This is a genomic window from Mesorhizobium opportunistum WSM2075 (assembly GCF_000176035.2).
Taxonomy (GTDB): domain Bacteria; phylum Pseudomonadota; class Alphaproteobacteria; order Rhizobiales; family Rhizobiaceae; genus Mesorhizobium; species Mesorhizobium opportunistum.
The window spans coordinates 2,272,600-2,294,595 of the sequence record NC_015675.1 but is presented as its reverse complement, the minus strand read 5'-3'; the positions used below and the strand labels follow the sequence as shown (position 1 = coordinate 2,294,595).

Annotated in this window: 27 protein-coding genes and 1 tRNA gene; 17 read left to right on the top strand and 11 right to left on the bottom strand. The window is 61.4% G+C overall.

The features are described 5' to 3' along the window. The first annotated feature begins 153 nt into the window (after positions 1 to 153). A complete protein-coding gene (locus MESOP_RS10950) occupies positions 154 to 957 on the top strand; it encodes an alpha/beta fold hydrolase (RefSeq protein WP_013893397.1) in 804 nt (267 codons plus the stop codon). 121 nt (positions 958 to 1,078) lie between these two features. Next, the gene (locus MESOP_RS10945) at positions 1,079 to 1,693 is read left to right on the top strand and encodes a hypothetical protein (protein WP_013893396.1); all 615 of its coding nucleotides are present in this window, start codon (positions 1,079 to 1,081) and stop codon (positions 1,691 to 1,693) included. On the opposite strand, the gene MESOP_RS10940 is transcribed toward MESOP_RS10945, so the two are convergent. Further along, complete coding sequence (locus MESOP_RS10940; RefSeq protein WP_013893395.1) at positions 1,677 to 2,606, bottom strand: metallophosphoesterase family protein; 930 nt, start codon at positions 2,604 to 2,606, stop codon at positions 1,677 to 1,679. The two genes, MESOP_RS10945 and MESOP_RS10940, sit on opposite strands and share 17 nt — an antisense overlap. 53 nt (positions 2,607 to 2,659) lie before the next feature. Between MESOP_RS10940 and MESOP_RS10935 the strand changes: the two genes are divergently transcribed. From MESOP_RS10935 to MESOP_RS36125, 3 genes are all read left to right on the top strand, one after another. Then, positions 2,660 to 3,154, top strand: coding sequence for an NUDIX domain-containing protein (locus MESOP_RS10935; protein WP_013893394.1), 495 nt, complete (start codon positions 2,660 to 2,662; stop codon positions 3,152 to 3,154). A 75-nt stretch (positions 3,155 to 3,229) separates the two neighbouring features. Continuing rightward, the gene (locus MESOP_RS36130; protein WP_013893393.1) at positions 3,230 to 3,382 is read left to right on the top strand and encodes a hypothetical protein; all 153 of its coding nucleotides are present in this window, start codon (positions 3,230 to 3,232) and stop codon (positions 3,380 to 3,382) included. Further along, positions 3,379 to 3,711, top strand: coding sequence for an ABZJ_00895 family protein (locus MESOP_RS36125; RefSeq protein ID WP_041164081.1), 333 nt, complete (start codon positions 3,379 to 3,381; stop codon positions 3,709 to 3,711). Before MESOP_RS36130 ends, MESOP_RS36125 begins: the two co-directional genes overlap by 4 nt. 15 nt (positions 3,712 to 3,726) lie before the next feature. Here MESOP_RS36125 and MESOP_RS10925 read toward each other — a convergent pair whose 3' ends face one another. Then, the gene (locus MESOP_RS10925) at positions 3,727 to 4,716 is read right to left on the bottom strand and encodes a glutathione S-transferase family protein (protein ID WP_013893391.1); all 990 of its coding nucleotides are present in this window, start codon (positions 4,714 to 4,716) and stop codon (positions 3,727 to 3,729) included. A gap of 267 nt (positions 4,717 to 4,983) precedes the next feature. Between MESOP_RS10925 and MESOP_RS10920 the strand changes: the two genes are divergently transcribed. The 5 genes from MESOP_RS10920 to MESOP_RS10900 all read left to right on the top strand — a co-directional run bounded on the left by MESOP_RS10920 (position 4,984) and on the right by MESOP_RS10900 (position 8,647). Then, positions 4,984 to 5,520 (top strand): GNAT family N-acetyltransferase, encoded by a 537-nt coding sequence (locus tag MESOP_RS10920; protein WP_041164080.1) that lies wholly within the window; start codon positions 4,984 to 4,986, stop codon positions 5,518 to 5,520. A 58-nt stretch (positions 5,521 to 5,578) separates the two neighbouring features. Then, positions 5,579 to 6,340, top strand: coding sequence for a 3-hydroxyacyl-CoA dehydrogenase (locus MESOP_RS10915; RefSeq protein ID WP_013893389.1), 762 nt, complete (start codon positions 5,579 to 5,581; stop codon positions 6,338 to 6,340). 126 nt (positions 6,341 to 6,466) lie between these two features. Continuing rightward, a complete protein-coding gene (locus MESOP_RS10910; RefSeq protein ID WP_013893388.1) occupies positions 6,467 to 7,246 on the top strand; it encodes a HugZ family pyridoxamine 5'-phosphate oxidase in 780 nt (259 codons plus the stop codon). Between the two features lie 155 nt (positions 7,247 to 7,401). Beyond that, the gene (locus MESOP_RS10905; RefSeq protein WP_013893387.1) at positions 7,402 to 7,746 is read left to right on the top strand and encodes an ArsR/SmtB family transcription factor; all 345 of its coding nucleotides are present in this window, start codon (positions 7,402 to 7,404) and stop codon (positions 7,744 to 7,746) included. Positions 7,747 to 7,849: 103 nt separating this feature from the next. Then, a complete protein-coding gene (locus MESOP_RS10900; RefSeq protein WP_013893386.1) occupies positions 7,850 to 8,647 on the top strand; it encodes a TrmH family RNA methyltransferase in 798 nt (265 codons plus the stop codon). A 51-nt stretch (positions 8,648 to 8,698) separates the two neighbouring features. Here the strand turns inward: MESOP_RS10900 and MESOP_RS10895 are convergent, their stop codons facing one another. Next, complete coding sequence (locus MESOP_RS10895; protein ID WP_013893385.1) at positions 8,699 to 9,898, bottom strand: coiled-coil domain-containing protein; 1,200 nt, start codon at positions 9,896 to 9,898, stop codon at positions 8,699 to 8,701. 157 nt (positions 9,899 to 10,055) lie between these two features. Then, positions 10,056 to 10,592, bottom strand: coding sequence for a DUF1134 domain-containing protein (locus MESOP_RS10890; protein ID WP_083833235.1), 537 nt, complete (start codon positions 10,590 to 10,592; stop codon positions 10,056 to 10,058). A 439-nt stretch (positions 10,593 to 11,031) separates the two neighbouring features. On the opposite strand from MESOP_RS10890, the gene chpT reads away from it, so the two are divergent. Both chpT and MESOP_RS10880 read left to right on the top strand, forming a co-directional pair. Then, positions 11,032 to 11,661, top strand: coding sequence for a histidine phosphotransferase ChpT (chpT, locus tag MESOP_RS10885; protein ID WP_013893383.1), 630 nt, complete (start codon positions 11,032 to 11,034; stop codon positions 11,659 to 11,661). 248 nt (positions 11,662 to 11,909) lie between these two features. Beyond that, positions 11,910 to 12,278 carry a response regulator gene (locus MESOP_RS10880; protein ID WP_013893382.1) on the top strand — a complete coding sequence of 123 codons (369 nt, stop codon included), beginning with the start codon at positions 11,910 to 11,912 and terminating at the stop codon, positions 12,276 to 12,278. A gap of 149 nt (positions 12,279 to 12,427) precedes the next feature. Here the strand turns inward: MESOP_RS10880 and ctrA are convergent, their stop codons facing one another. Beyond that, positions 12,428 to 13,123: a response regulator transcription factor CtrA gene (gene ctrA / locus MESOP_RS10875; protein WP_006203583.1), complete on the bottom strand. Its 696-nt coding sequence runs from the start codon at positions 13,121 to 13,123 to the stop codon at positions 12,428 to 12,430. Between the two features lie 451 nt (positions 13,124 to 13,574). Between ctrA and MESOP_RS10870 the strand changes: the two genes are divergently transcribed. Then, a complete protein-coding gene (locus MESOP_RS10870; protein ID WP_013893381.1) occupies positions 13,575 to 13,952 on the top strand; it encodes a flagellar export protein FliJ in 378 nt (125 codons plus the stop codon). Positions 13,953 to 14,025: 73 nt separating this feature from the next. Here MESOP_RS10870 and MESOP_RS10865 read toward each other — a convergent pair whose 3' ends face one another. Next, positions 14,026 to 14,424, bottom strand: a complete 399-nt coding sequence (locus MESOP_RS10865; protein ID WP_013893380.1) for a winged helix-turn-helix transcriptional regulator — start codon at positions 14,422 to 14,424, stop codon at positions 14,026 to 14,028. Between the two features lie 89 nt (positions 14,425 to 14,513). Between MESOP_RS10865 and MESOP_RS10860 the strand changes: the two genes are divergently transcribed. Next, positions 14,514 to 15,440, top strand: a complete 927-nt coding sequence (locus MESOP_RS10860; RefSeq protein ID WP_013893379.1) for an NADP-dependent oxidoreductase — start codon at positions 14,514 to 14,516, stop codon at positions 15,438 to 15,440. Positions 15,441 to 15,509: 69 nt separating this feature from the next. Here MESOP_RS10860 and sciP read toward each other — a convergent pair whose 3' ends face one another. Next, positions 15,510 to 15,785 (bottom strand): CtrA inhibitor SciP, encoded by a 276-nt coding sequence (gene sciP, locus MESOP_RS10855; protein ID WP_006203587.1) that lies wholly within the window; start codon positions 15,783 to 15,785, stop codon positions 15,510 to 15,512. 298 nt (positions 15,786 to 16,083) lie between these two features. On the opposite strand from sciP, the gene mnmA reads away from it, so the two are divergent. After that, a complete protein-coding gene (gene mnmA, locus MESOP_RS10850) occupies positions 16,084 to 17,274 on the top strand; it encodes a tRNA 2-thiouridine(34) synthase MnmA (protein WP_013893378.1) in 1,191 nt (396 codons plus the stop codon). 155 nt (positions 17,275 to 17,429) lie between these two features. On the opposite strand, the gene MESOP_RS10845 is transcribed toward mnmA, so the two are convergent. Continuing rightward, on the bottom strand, positions 17,430 to 18,389 hold the full coding sequence (locus tag MESOP_RS10845) for a Gfo/Idh/MocA family protein (protein WP_013893377.1): 960 nt from the start codon (positions 18,387 to 18,389) through the stop codon (positions 17,430 to 17,432). A gap of 240 nt (positions 18,390 to 18,629) precedes the next feature. Here MESOP_RS10845 and MESOP_RS10840 point away from each other — a divergent pair. Continuing rightward, positions 18,630 to 18,706, top strand: a tRNA-Met gene (locus MESOP_RS10840). Here MESOP_RS10840 and MESOP_RS33520 read toward each other — a convergent pair. From MESOP_RS33520 to MESOP_RS10820, 3 genes are all read right to left on the bottom strand, one after another. Next, positions 18,663 to 20,288, bottom strand: a complete 1,626-nt coding sequence (locus MESOP_RS33520) for a recombinase family protein (RefSeq protein ID WP_013893376.1) — start codon at positions 20,286 to 20,288, stop codon at positions 18,663 to 18,665. The genes MESOP_RS10840 and MESOP_RS33520 overlap by 44 nt on opposite strands. Beyond that, positions 20,285 to 20,557 (bottom strand): hypothetical protein, encoded by a 273-nt coding sequence (locus MESOP_RS34650; protein ID WP_013893375.1) that lies wholly within the window; start codon positions 20,555 to 20,557, stop codon positions 20,285 to 20,287. Before MESOP_RS34650 ends, MESOP_RS33520 begins: the two co-directional genes overlap by 4 nt. Positions 20,558 to 20,784: 227 nt before the next feature. Continuing rightward, complete coding sequence (locus MESOP_RS10820) at positions 20,785 to 21,375, bottom strand: hypothetical protein (RefSeq protein ID WP_245265068.1); 591 nt, start codon at positions 21,373 to 21,375, stop codon at positions 20,785 to 20,787. A gap of 312 nt (positions 21,376 to 21,687) precedes the next feature. Between MESOP_RS10820 and MESOP_RS34645 the strand changes: the two genes are divergently transcribed. Continuing rightward, positions 21,688 to 21,852 carry a helix-turn-helix domain-containing protein gene (locus MESOP_RS34645; RefSeq protein WP_013893373.1) on the top strand — a complete coding sequence of 55 codons (165 nt, stop codon included), beginning with the start codon at positions 21,688 to 21,690 and terminating at the stop codon, positions 21,850 to 21,852. The last annotated feature ends 144 nt before the right edge of the window (positions 21,853 to 21,996 follow it).

The following is a 21,996-nucleotide window of genomic DNA, read 5'->3' as shown; positions in this document are numbered from 1 at the left end:
TACGCTCCGGTCGTCAAATGCCCTGTTGACCGCCGAGTTCTGTCTTCAACCGTACAAATCGCGAAAATTTTACTGGTCATCGCGCCAGCCAAGGAGCAATTCAGCCACAATTGGCGTCGCGCACCCTGCAACAACAAAAAAATTTCAGCATCCATGATTTCATCGCTTCATGCCGCCGAACAAGGTGTTGGTTCGAAGACCATCGTTCTGCTGCATGGCTTCGGTGGTTGCCATGACGTCTGGGGTGAGGTGATCTCTCCCCTGTCGGCTTCGGCGCGCACGCTGGCGTATGATCTGCCGGGACACGGCTTGTCGCTTGATTTCCCGGGTGCCGGTCCGGCCAAGGTGGCGGCAAAGGCCATTCTCGCCGATCTCTCCGCGCGGGCGCTCAAGCGGGTCCATTTGGTCGGCCACTCGATGGGCGGCGCTGTCGCGGTACTGATGGCGCTGGCCGACCCGGAAAAAGTCGCCTCGCTGACGCTGTTGGCGCCCGGTGGCTTCGGCCCCGAGATCAACGGGGCGCTGTTGCGCCGCTTTGCCGCCGCGAGCGAGTCGTCCGAGATCCTTGCCTGCCTTGCCGCCATGTCGGGTCCACGCGCGCTGCCTGTTGATCACGCCGCCGATACGCTTTCCGAAATGCGCAGGCGGCCCGGGCAACTGGAAAAACTTGTCGAGATCGCAGCTGCCATGACCAGGGACGACCGGCAAGGCGTCATCCCGCGCGACCTGCTCGACACGCTGGCCATGCCCGTGATGGTGGTGTGGGGAACTGAAGACGCGGTGCTGCCCTTCACCCATGCGGATGGCCTGCCGGCGCGCTTTCATGTGCATCACGTTCTGGAGGCCGGCCATATGCTGATCGAGGAAGCGCCCGATCTGATCGCCAGGATCATCCAGCGCAACATGAACCGTCGCGCGAGACCCGTTCGCCCGAAACTCGCCACCACCGCCGATTGAGTTGCCGCTGAGCGCCATATCCCCGGCGCTTCGCCCCCTGACCTCGCCCCCCCATCTCGCCAGTGCATTTTGCCGGCGGCTGTGTTAACTGCGTGTTAACCAAACCCGCGAGGCCACGCCGATGAAGGACGCAGGCGAAAAGATCGATCCGTCAAGCAAACTGTCCGATGCCATCCGTGATGTGAAGAACGCCTTTGCCGACCGCGACGATGTCGTCGTCGACATGCGCGAGGCGCATCGCATGCGCCTCGATCTCCTGGCCGCCGAACTCGCGCCCGTCTTTGCCGACGTTCCAGCCGACATGGACAATTTCGATTTCGTCGTTTCCTCGGGGCTGCAGCCGCGTCTGTGGATCGACGCCGTCAGCCATGTCGCGATGGGCCGTGATCGCCGCACCTACCGCTTCCTCAAGGACACTCGCATCGGCCGTGTGGTGCTCGCCGAATCGACCGAGATGAAGCCGGTTGCCAACGCCGTGACACGCTATGTCGCCGAGCGTATCGTCGAGCGCCAGAGGATGATGGAAGGCGGGGTCGAACCGGCAATCGCCGGCATGAAGCGCGCCGAGGTGAGCGAGGCGGAGCCGCCGCTGCGGTCGCCACAACGCAGCAAGGGCTGGTCTGCCTTCCTGTCCGGCCTTGGCCTGATCGCCGCCGGCGCGTTGGTCGGCCTGGCGGTGTCGATCGCCCTGTTCTGGGACCGTCTCGTGGCAATGGGGCTCAGCTTGCGGCCGTAGCGGCTAGGGCCTGGGCGCCCAGTTCCAGCGTCTGCAGGTCGACAGGCGGTATCGCCGGCCCGGTCAGGCCGCGCCGGGTCAGGCGGATCCGCCAATTGTCCTTTTCGCCGTCGATATCGAACAGATTGTACTGTGCCGCCGGGTGCTTGCCGCCCGGCGCCTGGCCGGCGGCGGCGACGCCGACAACCGGGACCTTGGCGCCGCGGACCCCGATCTGGAACAGCGACGGCAGATGCGAATGACCGTGCAGGACAAGCTCGGCGCCATGCCGGCGAATGATCTTGTGGAAGCGGGCGATGCCGAAAAGCCGCTTGTGCTGCGGGACGGCGCCACGCACCGGCGGATGATGGATCATGATGGCGCGGAACAGGCCTTGCCCGCCGGTGTCGCGCAGGATCTTGCCGAGCCGGTCCGCCTGCCCCTCCATGAAGAAGCCATTGGCCATGAAGGGCGCCGTGGCGCGCGCCGTCGAGACGCCGATCAGCGCGACATTGCCGCGCACGCGCAGAAAGGGAAAGGCATTGCGGTCGACCGGCGTGTTGATGCCGTCACCGCTCATCCACGCCGCCCATGAGCGACAGACCTTGTCGAAGGCGCCGGGCACATAGGCATCGTGGTTTCCCGGAACGACGGAAACGTCTTGCGGCGGTCCCAACGTCTCCAGCCAGTGCCTGGCCATCTCGATCTCGCCGTCGAGCGCCAGATTGACCAGGTCGCCGGTGACGGCGAGATGGTCGGGACTTTGCGCCTTGACGTCGGCGACGATGGTGTCGATGACGGCGTCATGCATGTGGCGGCGGCGGTTGCGCTGCCAGTTGACGTAGCCGAGCACGCGCTTGGAGGCGAGATCGCGATAGGATACATCCGGGAGCGGCCCCAGATGGACATCGGAAATATGCGCGAGCCTGAACATGCATCCTTCATAGGCGACCAGCGCCCTCCTTTCCACCCACGGTTTCGCTACCGATGACGAGCCCGCAAGATCCCTTCCGCCAGACCGGCTGGGCTGGCCTCAGGGCCCGGCTGTTCCATCTCTATTTCGTGCTGCGGCGGCCGATGACGCTCGGCGTGCGCGGCCTGATCCACGATACCGCCACGAATTCCGTTTTCCTCATCCGCCACACCTATGTGCCGGGCTGGCAGCTTCCCGGCGGCGGCGTCGAGGTCGGCGAGACCATGGACGAAGCGCTGGCGCGCGAATTGGCAGAGGAAGGCAACATCGCGCTTACCGCCCCGCCGGCGCTGAAATCGATGCATTTCAACCGCCGCTCCAGCCGCCGCGATCATGTCGGCTTCTATCTCATCGAGCAGTTCGCCCAGACGGCGCCCAAGCTGCCTGACCACGAGATCGCCGAAGCCGGCTTCTTCCCGCTGGACCATTTGCCGAAAGCAACGACGCCGGCGACACTGCGGCGGATCGCCGAGGTTTTCCAGGGAGAGCCGACTTCTAGTTACTGGTGATTTACGAAATACAGTTATCCTGAACCTCGATTTCAATGATTTTAATTTCATTAAAATCTTATCGAGGGGCGACAAATGGCTTACGAGAAAACAGATACGGTCAGTATATGGCCTTATGTCGGCATTTACATGCTTGTAACGTTTTTAGTCAGCCTGGCTCTGATCGCTCTGGCAATAATTTTTCCGTCATTCATCGCGCTTACCGGAAAAATACCTATTTCGGGGTGAATTTCGCCTCTACTTTGACGGCGTATTCCCTGTTCATACGAAAACATGGGAGAACCTTCCATAGAGGGGAGTATTGGAAAACGGTGGTGTTTTCCACGATAGCCATCATTTTATTCTCGATGTTTTTCCTTCTGCTTTCACTCGCGGACGACGCCACGGCGGCAAAATTGAGAGGAATCCCATTTGGTGGCTGGGTTGCGATCATGGCATTGGCGACGCTGTTTGCCTTCTGCCTTAACGCCTTCGGTTACTCGAGTTGGTTCGGAAATCGCATGTTGAAAGCCAATCGCAAAAGACAAACGCAACTCGACACCAAACCTTTCCGCTGATCAGCCTGCCGGCTATCAGGCCGCCCTCCTGAACCGTCCCCGGTCATGCGGCGCGGTATAGTCCAGCTCCGGCCCCACGGGCACGATCCGCGTCGGGTTGATCGTTTCGTGGCTGCCGTAGTAATGCGCCTTGATGTGATGCAGGTTCACCGTGCCGGCGACGCCGGGCACCTGATAGAGGTCGCGCAGATAGTTCGACAGGTTGGGATAGTCGGCGATACGGCGCAGATTGCACTTGAAATGACCGACATAGACCGGGTCGAAGCGCACAAGCGTGGTGAACAGCCGCCAGTCGGCTTCGGTGATGCGATCGCCAACGAGATAACGCTGCTTGGAAAGCCGATCCTCGAGCGTGTCGAGCGCTGAGAACAATGCGTCGAAGGCCTCCTGATAGGCGGCTTGCGTGGTGGCGAAGCCGGCACGATAGACGCCGTTGTTGATAGCGGGATAGACCAGAGCGTTGATCGCATCGATCTCGCCGCGCAAGGGCTGTGGATAGAAATCGAGACCGGCATCGCCCCATTCGTCGAAGGCTGAATTGAGCATCCGGATGATCTCGGAGGATTCGTTGGAGACGATGGTCTGCTCCTTTTTGTCCCACAGCACCGGCACCGTGACCCGGCCGGAATAGGCCGGATCGGCCCTGGTGTAGATCTGGTGCAGGAAGTCGAGGCCGTAGAGCGTGTCGCCGGTGGCGCCGTCCTCGGCGAGAAACGTCCAGCCGTTCGCGCCCATGAAATGGTGCACGACCGAGACGGAGATGATGCCTTCGAGCCTCTTCAGCGCGCGAAAGATCAACGTCCGGTGCGCCCACGGACATGCAAGCGAGACATAGAGGTGGTAGCGGCCGGGCTCTGCCTTGAAGCCTCGATGGCGGCCTTCGGCCGGTTTGCCGTCACGCGTGATCCAGTCGCGCCACAGCGACTGCGCCCGCACGAACTTGCCGCCGCTGTCCTTGGTGTCGTACCAGCGGTCCTGCCACTTGCCGTCGACCAGCAATCCCATGGGATGTCCTTTCGCCTTTCCACCTGATGTAGAGCGCGACGCGGCAAGGCTGAAATCATCAGGGCTGAACAGACTGTCAATCGTTAGGGCCAGCGAACGGGGTCGATTGCAGCGGCCGAAAATTGATGCTAGCGGACACTCCGCATGTTCGATTTTGCTTTGATCCGGTTTGACCGACGACGAAAGGGCGCCCGCGCTTGATGAAGCGCTGACTGGCGAATGCTGCCGTTTGCAGCAACCTTTCCTCTCTACCGGAACGCAAAGACCATGAGCCTTGCCGACGTGAAATACCTGCCGGAAATCCCGGCGCATGATGCTGAGATCGAAGCCATCAACGACGAGGCCTTCGGCCCCGGCCGCTTTGTCCTGGCCGCCTACAAGATTCGCGAGGCTGGAGGGCACGAACGCGCTCTGTCCTTTGTCGCCGTCGACGGCGACATCGTCGTCGCTTCGGTGCGCATGACCCGCATTGCCGCCGGCCCCGGCCGCGCGCTGATGCTCGGGCCGCTCGCGGTACGGCCCGCCTTCAAGAATCTCGGCATTGGCCGCCGGCTGGTGGCGATTGCGCTTGAAGCTGCCGCCAAGGCCGGTGCGCCGGCCGTCATACTGGTCGGCGACGAGCCCTATTACGGGCCGCTCGGCTTCAAGCGGATCCCGCGCGGCCAGATTTCGATGCCGCGCCCTGTCGATCTCGACCGCTTGCTGTCGCACGAGATCGTGCCGGGTTCCGTCGCCAAGCTCTTGGGCGAGGTCGGTCACGCCAGTCAGGCCAGGGTCGCCGAGCACATCGCCGCCATGGCTTGACCTTCCCGTTCGATCTGGCACTGATCCTTTCCTGCTTTCACTGGAAGGAAATGACGCCATGATCCCGAACGGCCAGATCGCAATCGTGACCGGCGGCGGCTCCGGCCTTGGCGAGGCGACGGCGCGGGCGCTTGCCGCCAAGGGTGCCCGCGTCGCCATATTCGATGTCGGCATCGACCGCGCCGCCAAGGTCGCGGCCGAGATCAGCGGCATTGCCGTCCAATGCGACGTCAGCAGCGCCGACAGCGGCGCTGCCGCCCTCGCCGAGGTCGCGGCCAAGCTCGGCGAGCCGCGCATCCTGGTCAACTGCGCCGGCATTGCCATCGGCGTGAAGACGATCGGCAAGGATGGTCCGCATCCGCTCGACCAGTACCGCAAGGTGATCGAGGTCAATCTGATCGGCACCTTCAACATGATCCGCCTCGTCGCCGATCGCGCCGCGAAGCTCGAGCCGCTGCAGGGCGGCGAACGCGGCGTCATCGTCAACACGGCCTCGGTCGCCGCCTATGACGGCCAGATCGGCCAGGCGGCCTATTCGGCCTCCAAGGGTGGCGTGGTCGGCATGACGCTGCCGGTGGCGCGCGACCTTGCCCGTTCCGGGATCCGCGTCTGCACCATCGCGCCCGGCATCTTCAAGACACCGATGATGGCCGGCATGCCGCAGGAGGTGCAGGATTCGCTGGGCGCCGCCGTGCCCTTCCCTTCTCGCCTCGGCGAACCATCCGAATATGCCGCCCTTGCCCTGCACATCATCGAGAACCAGATGCTGAACGGCGAGACCATCCGCCTCGACGGCGCCATCCGCATGGCACCGAAGTGATGCATGCCGTCCAACTTGAGAAGCGATTTTTGAGATAACGAAATGCATAAAGAGCTAGCCCTTGCCAAACCCGGCATCTTCGTCCGATAAGTGGAATATGAAGATCAACTTAGAAGAGCCGGACCCTTGGGCGAGAGAAAGAAGGATGTGATCCGCGAGACCGATGCCGAGGCGATCCGGCTGGCGAAGACGCTTCTGCGCAGCGCCCGCTCCGGCGCACTAGCGGTGCTGGAGCCGCGGACCGGGTCGCCGCTGGCGAGCCGGGTCGGCGTGGCCACGGACATCGACGGCGCGCCGCTGATCCTGGTGTCGATGCTTTCCGCGCACACACCTGCCTTGCTTGCCGATCCGCGCTGCTCCCTGCTGCTCGGCGAGCCAGGCAAGGGCGACCCGCTGGCGCATCCTCGCCTGACGCTGATCTGCTGGGCATCGCGGCTGGAGCGTGGCTCGGACATCCACGCGCGCGCCGAGCGCCGTTATCTCAACCGCAATCCCAAGGCCAGCCTCTATGCCGGGCTCGGCGACTTTTCGATCTTTCGCCTCGAACCGCAACGCGCCAGCCTCAATGGCGGCTTCGGCAAGGCCTATCTGCTCGATCGGTCCGATCTCACCAGCAGCGGACCCATCGTCGAAGAGCTTGCGGCCAGCGAACAATCCGCCATCGAGCACATGAACGCGGAACATCTCGACGCGGTCGCCGTTTATGCACATCAGTTTGCCAGGGCATCCGGCGAGGGCTGGACCATCGCCGGATTGGATGCCGATGGCATGGATTTGATGTCGGGGGACAGTGTTTGCCGGGTTTTCTTCCCGCAACCCCTGGTGGCGGCGCGCGAACTTCGGCCCGTTCTGGTCGAAATGGCCAGGGGCGGCCGCGAAATGATGCAGACAAGTGACAGAACTTAATTGCATTTGATCAAAAGCAATGCTTGAGATTTGGAAGAAATGTTCTACGCTCAAGGGGTGGCACTGACTCGTCAGTGTCCTTTCGCAAGTGAATTTATGGATTCAGGCGCCATTGCCCCCATGGCACCTCGATGAGCAAACAGCATGGGGCATTCATGGTCTCGACAAAGCTAATCGCCAACGCTGAACCGGCGGCTGAATTTTTGATGCTTATGGGCAACGAAAAACGGCTGTTGATCATGAGCTATCTGATCGACGGTGAAATGTCGGTCGGCGCTATCGCCGAAAAGGTGATGCTCAGCCAATCCGCCCTCTCGCAGCATCTGGCCAAGCTGCGGGCGCTCGATTTGGTGGACACCCGCCGCGACCGTCAGATGATCTACTACTCCTGCAAATCCGATGCGGTGCGCGAACTGCTTGTCATGCTGGATGGTATTTTCGGCAGCGGCAAGGAGGACCTGTCCCAGATGGCACAGAGATTGCGCCGCGCCGGGACTTGACCGGACGCTTCTGCGGCCGTTTACCTCGCTGACGATTTCCGGAGCGTGGCTTGTGCGTCCTTTTCGACGCACGAACCGCGCTCTCGATCTTTGAGCAAGGGACATGAACCCAATTCGCATCGACGACCCGCAGGATCCGCGCGTCGCCGCCTATCTCGATATCCGCGAACGCGACCTTGCGGGCCGGCAAGGCCGCTTCGTCGCCGAAGGCAAGGTGGTGCTCGACCTGCTTTTGTCGTCGAGACGCTTCAGCGCCGAATCCGTCTTGGTCCTGGAAAGCCGGCTGGGCGGCCTGAAGGACACGCTGGACAAGGCGCCCGTGGATCTGCCGGTCTATATCGTCACCGGTGCGGTGATGGACGCGATCGCCGGCTTTCACCTGCATCGCGGCATCCTGGCCATCGGCCGCAAGGAGACGCCGCAGCCAGCCGGTCCATTGCTGGATGCCTTGCCCGCCCTCGCCCTGGTCGTGGTGCTCGTCGGCATTTCCAACCACGACAATATGGGTTCGATCTTCCGCAACGCCGCCGCCTTCGGCGCCGATGCGGTGCTGATCGACGCGACATGCTGCGATCCGCTGTACCGCAAGGCGATCCGTGTTTCGGTCGGCGCCGCGCTGAAGATCCCTTTCGCGTCCTTCACCGACACCGCCGGCTTCACGGCGATGCTGGCCGAACGAGGCTTTGAGCAGTTCGCGCTGTCTCCACGCGGACGGACCGACATACGCGATGCAAAGTCGGCCGGGCGCCTGGCGCTCTATCTCGGCACCGAGGGCGAAGGCCTGCCCGAAAGCCTGCTCGCGCGCCTGCAGACCGTGCGGATAACCATGGCGGAAGGCTTCGACAGCCTGAACGTCGCGGCCGCCTCAGCCATTGCCCTGCATCATTTCTCGCACCGCTAAGGCAGGTCGCCCGAAAGTGACCTCGGTTTTAGGAGAACGACAGCTGCCGGCTCAGGTCGCATCCGCATTCTGCAAGGCTCGCACACGGTCGGCGAGGCTGCGGTCGCCGCTGGGTCGGCTGTCCTGCGGTACCGCCAACGCCTTGGCGATCGGCGAATCGGGCCCCTCGAGCTTGGCCGTCAGGTGGACGACTTCCGCCGCCAGCTCGTTCATCTGCTCGCGCAGCGCGGCACCGCCATTCGTGGTGCCCGATGATGCCATGGCGCCGAGATCCGCCTTCAGCCGCTTGTTCTCGCGCGCCAGCGCCGTCAGCCTGGCCTCCAGCCGTTCGCGATCGCTGTCGAGCTTGGCGATCGCCCTATCCAGCTCATCGCGCCTTTCAGCCTCGTCACGCTTGGCAGCCTCATCGCGCCTTTCAGCCTCGTCACGCCTGTCAGTCCCAAGCTTGTCGGCCTGATCAGGCTTGCCGACCAGCCGCAGAGCCGGTCCGCCATCCTCGGTTTTCGCTTTTTCGCGCAGCCGCGCCAGATCCTTTTCGCGGCGCTCGAGCTTGTCCTCGCGATCGGCGAGCGTGGCGAGCAGCCGCTCGACCTTCTTGTCGAGTTCAGCCGTCCTTTTCTTCTCGGCCTTCAGGGCCTCGCGCGCTGCCTTGCTTTCGGCCGCGATCTCCTGCTGGCGGCGGTCCGCCTCCTTGCGCTGGCCGCGCAGCAGCGAGATGTCACTGGCAAGCTTCTGCAATTCGGACTCGCGCGCCACCAACTCGATCTGCCGGCTGCTGGAAGAAAAACTGGCGTCGTCGTACATGTGCTCCAGCTTTTCGAGCTCGAGCGCCCGCTTTTCCAGCTTTCGTTCGGTTTCCTTGAGCCGCTCCGAAAGCTGATGCAGTTCCTCTTCGCGCTGCCGCAGCGCTTCGTTCTTGGCGCCGAGTTCGGCGAGCGCGTGGTTCTTGTCCGTGCGCTCGACCGCCAGCCCCTTCAACGCCTCGCGGCCGCGATTGATCTCGACGAGTTGTTCGGCCGCCTTCTCGCGCAGCGCCTTGACGTTCATCTCGAGGCGACGCGCCGACATGGCGTACTCGGCCCGGATCCGGTCCTTGTCGGCCTGGATCTCGGCCCGGGTCAACGGGATCGAAGCTTCGATGCGCCTGCGGGTCAGGGCGACGGCACGCCGCCAGACCGCCGGAGCGATCATCAGCGCAAGAAAGCCGGCACACAGAAAGCCAAGGGCAAAGAACAGGACCGACTGAACCAAAGGACTACCCGCTATCGGCGGCAACCGCCTGAACTGGACCGTACCATCTTGGCATGGCGGAATTCCGGCGCCGCGGCAAGGGCTTGCCGCAGCGCATTGGGGATCACGGCCCTACAACCCCGTCGAAAGCCGGCTTTGCGGTCACGACGGGCTGCGATCAAAAGGGATTCCACGTCGCCCGCTCGGTCAGTTTCAGATAGCCGAGATTGACGCCGAGCCGGGCGCCGACACCGGTTCGGATCGGTACCAAAAGCACATTGTTGTTCTTCAGCACATTGAAGCCGACACCCGCCACGACATAGGCCGACCCCGCCACGCCGCCGTAGCGGTTGTAGAGGTTACCGACATCGTCGAGGTTGTAGACCAGCATCATCACCCGGGATCCCTCGCCACCGAAATCCCAACCCAGCGACGGGCCCTGCCAGAACACTTTGTGGTCGCCGGCATTTTTGGTGTAGAGCGTGCCTTCGCCATAGGTCAGGCCGCCGATGAGCGCGCCCGAACCCTCCTCGCCAAGCAGGTAACCGTTCGGCAGGCCGTAGGAAGCGAAGATCTTCTCGATGACAGTGGCCAGCCCGCCCGATGTCGCGCCGAAGAACTTGTGACCGGAATCGACAATCTCCTGAGCGGTATATTCCTGGGCCCGCAGGGCTGAAGTCGAGAAGACGAGAGCACCCATGAGCGCGATCGCCATTGATACGACACGGACAAATGTCCGGTCTGGTATGACACGGAACAGGTTCCGGCCAGAGGTGACACGGAAAAAGGTCCGGTCATAGAATCGGGAAAACATGCTTCCAATCTCCGTCAGGGAGCACCTTCGCCGACGCCTCGCACCCCGTACGGCTCTTTAGGCGGCCGTTAAGGGTAACTGTTAGGGGCAAACTATGCCGTAATCCTTTTTCAACCATTAAGCTCGCACATGAACATGGCGGTTCGAAGGCTGTTTGGGGTCGCTCACATGGGCGGCGGCCTGCGTGAACGCGCCATTTGCCATGACCACAATTTTGGATTTGTTGCTGCACGCACGGGCGCTGTGTATTCAAAAGCTCGGGGAGCGAGCGTGATTCGTGTTGGCAGGCGGCGATCGATCGCTCGGCCGTGAGTTGTGAAATTTGCAGGGATTTTCGCCGATGGCCGATCTGTTCACCCTTTCCGCACCTGATCTGGCTGCACTTTTGTGCAGCCGCGTCTGTCACGACATCATCTCGCCGGTCGGCGCGATCAACAACGGGCTCGAGCTGCTCGACGAGGGCGGCGCCGATGAAGACGCCATGCGGCTCATCCGCCAGAGCGCCAGAAACGCCTCGGCCCGATTGCAGTTCGCCCGTATCGCCTTTGGCGCGGCCGGCTCGGCGGGCATGATGATCGACACCGGAGACGCCGAAGCCGTCGCCATCGCTTTCCTCAAGAACGAAAAGCCGGAACTGGTCTGGAACGGGATCCGGGCGCTGCTGCCCAAGAACAAGGTCAAGCTGCTGCTCAACCTGCTCCTGGTTGCCAACGCCGCCATCCCGCGCGGCGGCAAGCTGGTCGTAACGCTGGAGAATCTCGAAACCGAGCCGCGTTTTTCACTCTCGGCAAGCGGGCCGATGCTGCGCGTGCCGCCGAAATTTCTCGAACTGCATTCCGGCCACAAGCCGGAAGAGCCGATCGATGCGCATTCGGTCCAGCCTTATTACACGCTGCTTCTGGCCCGTGAGGCCGCCATGACGATATCGATCCACGCCACGGCGGAAGAAATCGTACTTTCAGCGGCCTGAGTACCGGGTCGATCTGCACGGAGAATAAGTATTTTTAACAGCGTAATATTAGCGCGATCGCTGAATTGGAAGCGTTGAGCTTTCTCCCAAACGACCATATCGAAGCATCTGCAAGGAAAAGTCAGTCAAATGGCATCTTTGCAAAAATTTTACCCAATGCCTTTTCGGCTTCTTTACCAGATTGGCTTATGGTGCTCCTCGATGCCCCCGACGCTACCGGATTGCCAAAAGGCAAAGAGGACTCGGAAATGAAACGCTGCATGTTCGTCGACGATTCGAGCGTCATCAGGAAGGTTGCAAAACGCATCCTGGGCGGTTCCGACATGATGATCATCGAAGCAGCGAGCGGACTTGACGCACTGGAGATGTGTGCCGCCGACATGCCTGACATCATCGTCGTCGACGGCGCCCTGCCGGACGTGCAGGCGGTTGACCTCATCCGCCGCGTACGCGCCATGGAAAGCCCGATCAGGCCGCAGATCCTGATCTCGCTGGTCGAGCTCGATATTGCGTCGATCATGCGGGCCAAGCGCGCCGGCGCCCAGGGCTATCTCCTGAAGCCCTTCAACCGCCCGCAGCTGCTCGAGCGCTTTCGCGCCTTGAAGATCGCCGCCTGATTCGGGCCTGGAACCGTTCCGGGAAAAATCCGGAACGCTTTTCCGCAAGCATTCGCCCCGCAAGTATCCGCCCATCACGAAGTATCCGCTCATCACGCAAAAAACCCGGCCTGAGCCGGGTTTTTATCGATGGTGACGGCGTTTGCAGCTCAGGCGCTGACGCGGATGTCTTCCGGTTCGCGCAGCACATAGCCGCGGCCCCAGACCGTCTCGATGTAATTCTGGCCACCGGACGCGGCATCGAGCTTCTTGCGCAGCTTGCAGATGAAGACGTCGATGATCTTCAGCTCCGGCTCGTCCATGCCGCCATAGAGGTGGTTGAGGAACATTTCCTTGGTGAGCGTGGTGCCCTTGCGCAGCGAGAGCAGCTCCAGCATCTGATATTCCTTGCCGGTGAGGTGCACGCGCTGGCCGCCGACCTCAACGGTCTTGGCGTCGAGATTGACCACCAGGTCGCCAGTGGTGATGACCGACTGGGCGTGGCCCTTGGAACGCCGCACGATGGCATGGATGCGCGCCACCAGCTCGTCCTTGTGGAAAGGCTTGGTCATGTAGTCGTCGGCGCCGAAGCCGAGGCCGCGTACCTTGTCCTCGATGCCGGCCATGCCGGAGAGGATGAGGATGGGCGTCTTTACCTTGGAGAGGCGAAGCGTTCTCAAGACCTCGTAGCCGGACATGTCGGGCAGGTTGAGATCGAGAAGGATGATGTCGTAGTCGTAGAGTTTGCCGAGATCGACACCCTCTTCGCCGAGGTCCGTCGTATAGACGTTGAAACTTTCCGATTTCAGCATCAGTTCGATGCTTTGTGCGGTTGCACTGTCATCTTCTATCAGCAGAACACGCATTTCATTCCCCTTTTCTGCCGCCGGACCATTTCACGACCCGTCCTGCCCCGGAGCAGTGGTTGCCTTGTGCAGAGGCTGCCATTGAATGGTTAACAAAACCTAATTTCCCGTCCATGACGGTATCAGATTTTTTAACCCCTTTCTACACCCTCTTGAATCTAATAACGAATCACAGACCAAAATTCCTAATGCAACACATTAATAACCTGGACTAAGTGACTCCAGGGACTCATCGAGGCGGCTTCGCTTCGGCGGCCGGAATTTTTACCCGGCCTTAAGCCCTGACCCGTATGATTAACAATGCCCGTAAACGAATGGTTACCGTCGGCAAAAAACTTTAGGATTTTGTTTCCCATAGTTCGGGGAATGCCGGTGGACACGGGCAGAGCTTGGGCCTTTCCAAGCGGTTTGGACGATATGTGCGGGTGTGCGTTTCCGGGAGTACCGAATCATGAAGTCACGTGAAAACCTCGTTCGGCTGAAACAGTTTCAGGTGAATGAGAAGCGGCGTCAGCTGCTGCAGCTCGACATGATGATCGCCGAGTTCGAACGCATGGCGGTCGAACTGGAGCTTCAGATCACCGCCGAGGAAAAGAAAGCCGGCATCACCGACATCAACCATTTCGCCTATCCGACCTTCGCCAAGGCGGCGCGTTTGCGCCGCGACAACCTTAGAAATTCGCAAAGCGACCTCGCCCAGCAGCGAAGCGCTGCCGAATCATTACTCGGCGAAGCTGAAGCGGAGCTTTCCAAGGCTGAAATGCTGGAATCGCGCGACACGAAGATCCGCGAGACCGAAACCGGCGGCCGCAGCGCCATGATCGGCTGACATCCGCGTCCCGAGCGCGTCCGCCCGGCGCGCGCAACCTACCGGGCGACGGCCTCGAGAGGGTGAACCGGCTCTAGGCGGCCCAATCCCCTTCATTTGCGGCAATCGCCCTTGCGCGGGCATCCTTGATGTCCGGTGCATGCTGCTCGGCCCATGACCTGATCTGGGTGAGCAATCCCGCCAGGTTCTGGCCAAGCTCGGTCAGCTCATATTCGACGCGTGGCGGAATAACCGGATAGACCTCCCGCCGCACCAGGCCGTCGCGCTCCAGCACGCGCAATGTCTGCGTCAGCATCTTGGGCGTGATGCCTTCGAGCTTGCGGGCAAGCTCGCCATTGCGCTGCCGACCTTTGCGCAGCGCGCAAACCACCAGATAGACCCATTTGCTGGCCAGCATCTCGAGCACGGTGTGCGACGGACATGTCCGTCGGAACGCGTCATAGCCGAAGGAGCAACTATCTTCACTATCCATAGGGTACCTATATATCAAAAAGGTATATACTAGACAAGAGATCATTACTATCCAAATGATAGTGGCGCCAACCAAGCAGGAGACACCCCATGCGTGCCGTTATCCAGAACACCGTCGGCGGACCCGACGTCCTCGTCATTGCCAACCAGCCCGATCCCTCGCCCGAAGCCGGCGAGGTGCTGGTTCGAGTCAAGGCCGCCGGCATCAATCCCGTCGATGGCGCCGTACGCGCCGGCTATTATCCCTTGCTTGGCGAGCCGCCCTTCATCCTCGGCTGGGACATTTCGGGGACGGTCGAAGCGTTGGGCGCCGGCGTCACCGCCCTCAAGATCGGCGACGAGGTGTTCGGCATGCCGCGCTTCCCCAAGCAGGCGGCGGCCTACGCGGAACTGGTGACTGTCCCCGCGGATGAAATCGCACTCAAGCCTAAGAGAGCCGACCACATCCAGGCCGGCGCATTGCCATTGGCCGGCCTTACCGCCTGGCAAGGCCTTGTCCGCCATGGTGGACTGAAATCGGGCCAGCGCGTGCTGGTGCATGCGGGTGCCGGCGGTGTCGGCCATCTGGCGGTGCAGATCGCCAAGGCGCGCGGCGCTTACGTCATCGCCACCGCCAGCCCAAACAAGCTCGATTTCGTCCGCAAGCTCGGCGCCGACGAGGTCATCGACTACACCAAGCGCGATTTCACAAGCCAGATCAGCGACATCGATCTGGTGTTGGAGCCCGTGGGCGGCGATCATGCCGATCGCTCGCTGAAGGTCATCAAGCATGGCGGCGTGCTGGTGTCATTGCTTAATGTCAACGACGCCACGCGAGCCGATGCCGGCGCGCGCGACATCCGGGTCGAGCGCATGTCCGTCGTGCCCGATCGCGAAGGCCTGGTGGAACTTGGCCGCTTGATCGATGCGAACAAGCTCGCCGTCCATGTGGCGAAGAGCTTCCCGCTCGAAGAGGCCGGCGCTGCCCACGCCTTTCTCGCCACCAAGCCGATCGGCAAGGTGGCGCTGACGGTGTGACCGCCGGAAATTGCTCGAAAAACAAAAAGGGCGCGGAGTGCCGCGCCCTTTGATTGTTTTCGAACTGCTCTAATGCCGGTATTGCTGGATGCGCGTGGTGCGCAGTCCGGCGAGACCGTACTCGTCGATCGACGCCTGCCAGGACAGGAATTCCTCTGTGGTCAGCTTGTAGCGTTGGCAGGCCTCTTCGAGGCTCAAAAGTCCGCCACGCACCGCCGCGACCACTTCCGCCTTACGCCGAATGACCCAGCGACGCGTGTTCGTCGGCGGCAGATCGGCAATCGTAAGGGGGCTGCCGTCAGGCCCGATAACATACTTGACTCTAGGTCTAACCAGATCGGTCATCGTACTCTCTACAAAAAACTCAAAGACCCAATCCCCGCCACGTTACCGCCACAGCTTTAAAAATTGCCTAAGCAGACCCTAATGACTAGGTAAGGATCGTGAACGCCGCGTTAGTCTTTTCGCCGGCATTTGAAATATCTGGCTGGAAGCCTTGAATTGGCCGGGAAAATCCGTCCGGTCGCGGATCGGCCACAAGCCGTGAATTGGCCCGTGAATTGGCTTGCAAGCTGGCGTCGCCGGAAAGCTTGACCTATATTCTCGACATTGGCATTCAGGTGCCGCGCAGAATGAAAGCACCATGAACAGTCTCGATCTTCCCGGACGTCCCGAAAACACCCGCATCGTCGTCGCCATGTCGGGCGGCGTGGATTCGTCCGTGGTCGCCGGCCTGCTGAAGCGCGAGGGCTATGACGTCGTCGGCGTCACCTTGCAGCTCTATGATCATGGCGCGGCGACGCACCGGGCCGGTTCATGCTGCGCCGGACAGGATATCGACGATGCCCGCCGCGTCTCCGAGACGCTCGGCATTCCCCACTACGTGCTCGATTATGAGGAACGGTTCCGCAAGGCGGTCATCGACCCGTTCGCCGAGAGCTACGTCGCCGGCGAAACGCCCATCCCTTGCGTCTCCTGCAACCAGACAGTGAAGTTCGCCGATCTTCTGGCCACCGCCAAGGAGCTGGGCGCCGATGCGCTGGCCACCGGTCACTACATCCGCTCCGGCGCCAACGGCGCCCATCGCGCGCTCTACCGGCCGGTCGATGCCGACCGCGACCAGAGCTATTTCCTGTTCGCCACCACCCAGGCGCAGATCGACTATCTCAGATTTCCGCTCGGCGGCCTGTCGAAGCCGCAGGTTCGCGCCATTGCCGAGGAGATGGGGCTGACGGTCGCCGCCAAGCAGGACAGCCAGGACATCTGCTTCGTGCCGCAGGGAAAGTATTCCGACATCATCGCCAAGCTGAAGCCTTCAGCCGCCAATCCGGGCGACATCGTGCACATCGACGGCCGCGTGCTCGGCCGCCATGAAGGCATCCTGCGCTACACGATCGGCCAGCGCCGCGGCATCGGCATCGCGTCCGGCGAGCCGCTCTATGTCGTCCATCTCGACGCCGAACGGGCCCGCGTCGTGGTCGGTCCCCGCGAGGCGCTGGAGACGCGCAAGATCTACCTGCGCAATATGAACTGGCTTGGCGACGGTCAGCTCACCGATATTCCCGCAGGCGGCATCGAGCTGTTCGCCAAGGTCCGCTCGACCAGGCCGCCGCGCCCGGCGGTGCTGCGTCACGAGGCCGGCGTGACTTCGGTCGAACTGGCCGATGGCGAGTCCGGCATCGCGCCCGGACAGGCCTGCGTGCTTTATTCCGACGACGGCAACGAGGCCCGCGTCTTCGGCGGCGGCTTCATCGAGCGCTCCGAGCGTGGCGCCGAGGCCGAGGCGATGCTCAGCCGGCTTGCCGCAAAGCCGGCCCAGATTCCGGCCGAGTAAACTCTACCCTCCGAGACCGTTTCGAAATTCGCTCTGGCGAGTCATATGGTGGTGATTTCGAGAACCGGAGCGCAGCGGACATTTGGGTCCGTGAGCACCGGAAGCGCAGAAAACGCCGTCAGATGGCCGCCAGAGTAGAATTTCCAAACGGTCTCTCAGGACTTGGTGTGGGTGACCGTTCCCGCCGTCAGGATGCGCAGCACCCTGATCGCTTCCTCGCCGCTGGTGCGTGGCTCGGCCCGCGTCTCGATGCACTGGATGAAATGCTCCAGCTCGCGCGTCAGCGGCATGCCTTGCGCGACCGCGACATAGGACGGCTCGTTGGTGGTGAACGCCCATTGGCCGCTGTCCTGCCACACCGCGTGACGGTAGACGGCAAGCTTGCGCTCCCAGGGCTCGACATCGTCGAACACCGCCATCGCCTTGGTGCCGACCACCGTCAGCCGCCGCTCGCGATAGGGATTGAGCCGTGACGCGAAGAGGTGGCTGCGCAGGCCGTTGGGAAAGCGCATGTGCAGATGCGCGAAGTCGCTGAGCCTGTCGAGCAGGGCCGCCCCCTCGCCGCGCACCTCGATCGGCTCGGTGCCGGTGATGGCCAGGATCATCGACAGATCGTGCGGCGCCAGGTCCCACAACGCATCGTTCTCGGTGTGGAACTTGCCGAGGCCGAGCCGATGCGAGTGGATATAGCGGACCTCGCCGAGTTCGCCTTTGTCGATCAGCCCCTTCAGCGTCTCGAAGGCGGGGTGGAAACGCAGCACATGTCCGACCATGAAGACGCGGCCATTGTCCTTGGCCGCCTGCACCGAGCGCTCGGCATCCGCGACCGTCAGCGCGATCGGCTTTTCCACCAGCAAATCCTTGCCACTTTCGGCGGCGCGCACGGAAAGGTCGGCATGGAACTGCGGCGGCAAGGCCATGACGATGGCGTCGATGTCATCGCGGACGAACAGCTGGTCGGGCTCGATCGCCAGGCAATCCTGTTCGCTGGCAAAACCTTCGGCACGGGCACGGTTGGCGTCCGAGACCGCGTGCAGCGCGCCGAGCGCCTTGAGGGTGCGGATGTGGTTGCTGCCCCAGTATCCGCAACCGAGGACTGCAATGCGCGGCTTCATCTGTTTCAACTCTAAAAACTCGTGGCCGAGACATAGCGACGTGCCCCTTCGAACTCAACCCCGGCGGCTGCAACCAAATGTCGACGCGGCAAAGCTTTTTTCGGCAATGAGAATATGCGGCGATATGGAATGCTTCGAAGCTTGACAGGCTCGCCCTCCCAACCTTATATCCGCGCGACCTTGGCGAACGCCTCGAAATGCCTTTCGATTTAAGGCGGTTTTCGGGCCTTTCGCCGCCCTGGCGGGGTAGCTCAGTTGGTTAGAGCACGGGAATCATAATCCTGGGGTCGGGGGTTCAAGTCCCTCTCCCGCTACCATCAATACAGCGTTAGGCGCCTCTCCTGGTTTACGGTGTGCCAGGTTGAGGAGCTCCGCCAGCGCACCGTGGACCTTGAGCTCAATCTGCCCCCTGCCCTGGGTTGGAATGATCTCGATCTTCGCAACTAACGAGCGGACAATCCTCGCTGCCTCGTGACGCTCACTTTTGTCGGATTGCAGCGCCCGCTGAAGTTCCGACACCTTCCGGCGATAAGCCTCGACCGCCGCCGGGTGAAACTCCACGATGCTTTCAGCGGCTGCCATCGCTTGAAGCTCTCGCCCTAGACTTTCCTTCTCGCTCTCGAGGTCCAGCAACTTCGATTTCATGCTGGCCGTCGAGACACCGTCGGCAATGGCATCAATGATATTGGCGATCTGCGTGTCGATGCCTAGGAGTCTCTTCTCAGCTTCCTTGTTCCGTTGGCGGTTCATTGCATTCAGCCGCTTTTGTTCAGCGTGATATTCGGCAAGGAAGCCCGCTATGGCATCTGGCGCGAGCAATCGACGCTGGACGCCAGCAAGCACACGCTTTTCGAGGTCGCCAACACGTATCGTCCTGTTGTTGGTGCAGGTCCCTTTCTCACGATGCGCAGCACAGGCCAGTTGGTCCTGATTTTTCACGGTATAGGAAGCGCCACAGCAGCCGCACCGCACGAGCCCCGAGAACATATGTTTCGGCCGTCGGCGATGATGGAGCTTCGCACCTCCATACAGCTTCTTGCGAGCTTGGGCTGCTTCCCATAGCGCATCATCCACGATGCGCAGATGCGAGACCTCCATGACCTGCCACTTTTCGGGCGGGTTCGGCCGCGAGATGCGCTTGCCGGTTTCTGGATCCTTCACCATCTTGATACGGTTGAAAACGAGCAACCCAATATAGATTTCGTTGTAAAGGAAGCCGCTTCTTCGCTTGAGATTGCCGTTAATCGTCGAGGCGCCCCAAGCACCACCAAAGGGCGATGGGATACCTTCTTTATTGAGGTCAGCAGCTATCGCACGCGCTGATCGACCAACCGAGAACTCCTGAAAGATCCTGCGCACGACTTGGGCTTGATGCTCATCGATCTCGCGCAGACCGCGGATCGGTTCGCCACTTTCATCAAGCTTTTTGACCACGCGATAGCCATAGGAAAGGCCACCAGCGGCATATCCATTCAATATTCGTCCACTTTGTCCGCGCCTGATCTTAACCGCAAGGTCACGCAGGAAGAGCGCGTTCATCGTTCCCTTGAGGCCGACATGAAGTTCGTCGACTGCACCCTCGGAGAGGGTGACGAGGGTGACGCCGGCGAAGCGCAACCGTTTGAAGAGACCAGCCACATCTTCCTGGTCGCGTGAGAGGCGATCAAGCGCCTCGGCAAGAACGATCTCGAACAGCCCGCTTTGAGCATCACTTAGGAGCCGCTGAATGTCTGGTCGACGGACGATGCTTGCACCAGAGATGGCAGCATCGACATAGGTCCTAACGACAGTCCATCTCTCTTTAAATGAGTGTTCTCGGCAAAGTCGCAGTTGGTCCTCGATGGAGGCTTCGCGTTGGTTGTCGGACGAATAGCGGGCATAGAGTGCAACACGCGTCATGGCGGCGGATCCTCTCTCCTGTTCCCAGGGGTTTTGCCATCCGGCTCCCTGCCCTCTCCCTCTCGGCGGCCCGGCCGATTGTCGTTGGCCGCCAGCCCCGCCTCGAATGCCTCCCGCGCCAGCTGCCGGCCGATCAGCCGGGCGATATCCAGCACGACCCGATCCAGCCTGGCCGCCATGTTTTCTGGGCGCCCCTCGTGGTTGGTGAGGTCGCCGTTGTCGTTCGCCGGAACTAAAGCCTGTGGGCCGGTCTTGGTTTCTTCAGCCATCGCGGTCGCTCTCCCAGTGGTGGATCGACCGTCTATCGGGGGCCGCCGGACGGCTAGGGAAAGCACGAAGTTCATGAGTAGGGCCACAGCGTGCAATGACTTGCGTCGTGCGGTTTCGTCTCGATCCTTAAGGTCGGGCTGCAGGCGACAAGTGGGAACGTCCTGATGCTCACATCCAAGATCACCATCACTTAGGAGGCGTGTCGGAAGTCGGTTACACCGCTACACTACTCCGCCTCGCCTTCCGCTTTCAGCGCCGCGACCAGCTTGACTGCGCGCTCCCAATGCTTGGCGACATCGCTCCGCGTCCTTTCCCGGCTCCGGCGACCAACCGGCAAATCTCCCGCGATCGCCTTCAGGTCACGCAGTACGGAAGCTATGTGCGGCCAGGGGAAGTCGGTAGGGTCTCCAATATCTCGATCTGCGCCGAGGATCATTTCTAACTTGGCGATGACGCCGATGAGCGACGTAGCCGCGACCTCAGGGATCGAATCTTGAAATTTTAGGGCTTCGGTCATCGCAAAGACCTCGGCTTCGCAAGCTATGAGATGCTCAGAGTCGAGACGCGTAGTAGGCACTGAAGGTTGCCACGGAATCGGCTCGCCCGCAGTCAATACCTGAATTCCGGTATTGGCGATCATTCGCGCCTCCACCCGCTGCTGAATTCGACACAACAGCAATGAGGCATATCGAGCTCGTTGCCACTCGCTCCATAGTCTCAAAGCGGAATCTGTGCCTTGGGGCTCCGGCCTCTCGAGCTCATCGCGTTGGCGGCCGATGACGAAAGGCAAAGTCGTGGTATTGTCGGAATCAACCATGATCCGAGCTCCAAACAGCTTGGGTTGTGGTCAGGCCGAGCGACGTGTTCGAGCACGTTGTTCGGCCGCAAAGCGCAACCACAATTTACGTACATACCGTACATTACGGACATAGTCATTGTCAAACACGCCCGATGCTATTGATAACAAAACTGAGCGCTTCGAACTGCGGCTTACGAGTGACTTGCTTGCCCGCGTTGACGAATGGCGCCGAAATCAGCCCGATCTTCCCACCAGATCGGAGGCTTTCCGCCGACTTGTCGAGGCTGGTCTAGGCTTTAAGACAGCCGGTAAGCCAGAACCAGGCGGCACATGACGCAAGAGGAATTGCCAGAGCGCTCCGGCCTGATCGCCCGCTATGTAGGTGCCATTGAACGCGCTGATGTTTCAGCAAGTGTGCTTGGGCGCATCGCCGACGCGGCAGGAATGGAGCCGGAAGCACTCATTCGCAAAGCGAACGGCAGTCATTCAGAATAGGTCCGCGCGTAGGCGCTCGCGAGCGCGCCGTAAACAGCGCCGTAGCGAGCGAGCGGCGGGTTTGCGCCTCACTTCGGACCTAGAGACCAGCTTTGCCTGTTCTGAAAGCCGACGTTCAGGCAACCGCTCCGGAGGTCGCGGTCA